Here is a 2,503-nt window from a genome sequence, read left to right as displayed (position 1 = left end):
CACCAATCATATCTTCTACTCCGCATCTTTCAGTTATACTCACCCTACCACCAAAAGATGGACATCTTAATACACACATAGCACATCCATTTCCATACTTAGAACAGTTTCCCATTGGCCCAGAAGAACCTGTAGTATCTACAAAACTATCTCCTTCTATTTTTTGTCCACTTTCTAAAATCACGGCTTTTAATATATCTTTCTCGCACACCACGTCAACTACTCTACTCATTATTCTAATTTCAATACCCATGTCTTTTATTAACTTTCTAACTTGTGGTTCAATCTTTAAAACATTATATACTGTAGCATGGTCATGTCCTGGAAAATTAACATCTTTATGAGCTGCATTTTCATCTGTCAAATTAAAAAGTTCTCTTGCACCAAGAACAATAGCTTCTTCACATGCTGTGTATCTTCCATTATTTCTCATTATACCACCAACATTACCAAGTCCAACTAATAAATCAGTTTTCTCTAAAATAACTACTTCTGCTCCTGCTTTTCTAGCACTAATTGCAGCTGCACAACCAGCCCATCCGCCTCCGATAACAACAACTTTAGACATAAAAATCCCCCCAAAATTATTTAAGATTACTTAAAAACTCTCTACCATTTAGCTGAGCTTTGCAAGTTTTAACTTTGCAATTTTTAAGCCTTACTGTACAAGCTCCACAAATACCTTCTCCACAACATATAAGATTATTATTAGGAATAGCAAATTTTATACTATCATCAATTCCATCAACGATATTTAAAATTTCTTTGTTAAAAGGAATCAATCCGCAACTATATATAAAACTAATATTATTTTTTATTATATAATCTTCTAATAATTCTTTATTCTCATCTAAGTTAAAGTAATTAATATTAAGTCCCATTTCTTTTATTTTTTCTTCAACAATATTTAATCTTTTGCCCTTTTCATTTATAAATACTCCTACATGATTACCATTTCTTATTAATCTTTTAATTACATTTATAGAGTTTACTTGTGATAAACCATCTAAAATTACTAAACAGTTTTTATTCTTATTTGATTTAATTTCAATTTGACCAAATATTCCATTAAAGTATGGAGCTTTTAACATAACTTCATCTGCAGTTACCAATGGTCTTGTTTTTATACCTCTTGGAATTACAATTACTTCTAGTATATTATTTTTCTCATCTATATCCATTACAGATATTGGTGCATTGAAAATTGAGTCTTCTCTATTTTTATCTTTTAAAAAAACATATGCCCCTGGTTCACATAAACTATTAATCATTTTTTTGGGTATTTCTATCTTTATAAAGTATATATTATTATCTATCTCTTTAGTTTCCACTATTTTGCATAACGTTTCTTCTCTCTCTTTTACAGGTACTATTTTGTCATGTTTTAATTGATCATAAATGCAGACACCTTGCCATTTACAATTACATACTTTGCCACCTCTAATTAAACTGCACTTTATACAGTCACCACTATGGGCAAGATGACAAGGACAGTATTGTCCTCCTGCATCAGCACAAAATTGCATATTAGGTTTTTCCATTTCGTCACTTCCTTAAAATGATATTTTAAATCTTCATAAAAAATAAAACTCTCAAAAGCTATATTATTAATTTATTAATTAAATCTTAATCAGTTACAAAAAAATAAAGTTAAAAAGAATTTTATTTTTCTCTTCAACTTTTAACAAATCATTATATTATTTAATATAGTTACAATTACATGCAAGGATCAGCTGCAAACCACACAGATGTATAATAATCATTTTTTTCACATGAAGACCATGCTATAGCAACCAAAAGTTCTTCTAAATACTGTAAATCAATAAATTCTACCTTAAGACCATTTTCTATTACAGAAAAATAATATGCAAAATTATTACTCTCATCTCGATTATTTATGTCATATCCTCCAATAGCTAGGAATAAATCATCTGTTTCAAACATTGCTTCTACTAAGCAATCTCCTCCATCTACTTCAGCTCTTACTTCTGTACCAATACAAAATGTTATAATATCTCCTTTTGAAATTGTAGATTTATCAAATTCTATTAGATATCTTTCATCTACTTCATATGAACATATTTCTATTGGCTTTAGTGGAAGTGAATTAAATTTATATTCCAAGGGATTATCATTTTTATAAATTTTTAATAATCCAAGAGGTGTCTCTAACATAAATACATCTCCTTTTATTTTATTTATTATATTAATATGAAATTCCTTAGTCAAAGTATAATAAATAATTTTAATTTCGTATATTAATATATAAAAAAGAACCCAATTTACATTTCTGCAAAATAGGTTCATATTATATAATCTTATCCAAAATATCTCTCTAATAGTCCTAAAAATGCTTTACCATGTCTAGCTTCATCCTTACACATTTCATGAACTGTATCATGTATAGCATCTAATCCTAATTCTTTAGCTCTCTTAGCTATTTTTAATTTTCCTTCAGTAGCTCCATATTCAGCTTCTACTCTTGCTTCTAAGTTAGCTTTTG

At 28.3% G+C, this 2,503-nt stretch carries 3 protein-coding genes and 1 pseudogene; all 4 read right to left on the bottom strand.

Annotated features, from left to right (window positions below; all coding sequences use genetic code 11):
• Positions 1-568: FAD-dependent oxidoreductase (locus J7G74_RS15330; RefSeq protein WP_297136923.1), on the bottom strand; the 568-nt coding region annotated here is incomplete at its 3' end.
• A gap of 16 nt (positions 569-584) precedes the next feature.
• Positions 585-1,541: a hypothetical protein gene (locus tag J7G74_RS15325; RefSeq protein ID WP_297136921.1), complete on the bottom strand. Its 957-nt coding sequence runs from the start codon at positions 1,539-1,541 to the stop codon at positions 585-587.
• Positions 1,542-1,716: 175 nt separating this feature from the next.
• On the bottom strand, positions 1,717-2,175 hold the full coding sequence (locus J7G74_RS15320; protein WP_297136919.1) for a hypothetical protein: 459 nt from the start codon (positions 2,173-2,175) through the stop codon (positions 1,717-1,719).
• 143 nt (positions 2,176-2,318) lie between these two features.
• Positions 2,319-2,503: pseudogene (locus J7G74_RS15315) on the bottom strand (NADH peroxidase); the annotation flags it as partial.

The sequence above is a fragment of the Terrisporobacter sp. genome, assembly GCF_017888745.1.
Lineage (GTDB): Bacteria > Bacillota > Clostridia > Peptostreptococcales > Peptostreptococcaceae > Terrisporobacter.
The sequence above is the reverse complement of the archived record's forward strand: the minus strand, read 5'-3'. Positions and strand labels throughout refer to the sequence as shown.